This is a genomic window from Nocardia sienata NBRC 100364 (assembly GCF_001613205.1).
Lineage (GTDB): Bacteria > Actinomycetota > Actinomycetes > Mycobacteriales > Mycobacteriaceae > Nocardia > Nocardia sienata.
This window is the reverse complement of sequence record NZ_BDBX01000126.1, coordinates 1-932: the sequence shown is the minus strand read 5'-3', so window position 1 is coordinate 932 and position 932 is coordinate 1. Positions and strand designations below refer to the sequence as shown.

At 70.7% G+C, this 932-nt stretch carries 1 protein-coding gene; it reads right to left on the bottom strand.

What is annotated here, in order from left to right; all coding sequences use genetic code 11:
* Positions 1-932: condensation domain-containing protein (locus NS4_RS31030; RefSeq protein WP_245665884.1), on the bottom strand; the 932-nt coding region annotated here is incomplete at both ends.

Genomic DNA, 932 nt, shown 5'->3' with positions numbered 1-932 from the left:
GCGCTGCTGCGCCACCCGCAGCAACCCGGCATGCACCTCCGGGGTGATCACGAGTTCGACCCGGCCGCCCGCGAAGGACTGCACCGCCGGACGCGGCCGGTCGGTCGGCAGGTCCAGCTGATCCGGCACCCCGGCCAGCATCGATCGCCAGTACCCGACCTGTTTCGCGGCCAGTGATTCCGGATCCGCTTCGTCACCGAGCAGCGCGCGCTGCCAGATGCTGTAATCGGCGTACTGCACCGGTAAGGCCGCCCAGCCCGGCGCCTCACCGGCCGACCTGGCCGCGTAGGCGGTCATCAGGTCCCGGGTCAACGGAGCGACCGACGCACCGTCGGCCGCAATATGGTGTACCACCATAGCCAATACGAATTCGCCGGTGGCGCCGGATACGCCGGCCGTATCGTCCACCCGCAACAGCGCCACCCGCAACGGCACCTCGGCCGTCACATCGAAACCGGCCGACGCCAACTCCGCGACCGCGGACACGACATCCCCGGTGGCAACCGACCGAACCCGCAACCGCGGCGCGGCCGCACCGGCCGGCAACACCACCTGCACCGGACCGGACTCGGTCTCCGGGTACACCGTCCGCAGCACCTCGTGCCGGGCAACGAGATCCGATACCGCCGCCCGCAAGGCCTCCACATCCAGCGCACCGGACAACCGGATGGCCAGTGGGATGTTGTAGGCCGCCGAGGCCCGGTCGAAGCGGTTGAGGAACCACATCCGCTGCTGGGCCAGCGACAGCGGCACCGCGTCCACGACTTCACCGGAAGCCGACACCCGCGTCGGCCGAGGCTGCGGAACCAACGCAGCCCGGCCGCCGGTCCCGGCGTGCTGTTCGACCCGCACCGCCAGACCGGCCACCGTGGAAGCTTCGAACAGCGCGCGCACCGGTACCTGCGTATCCAGGGCCTTACCCAGTCGCGCCG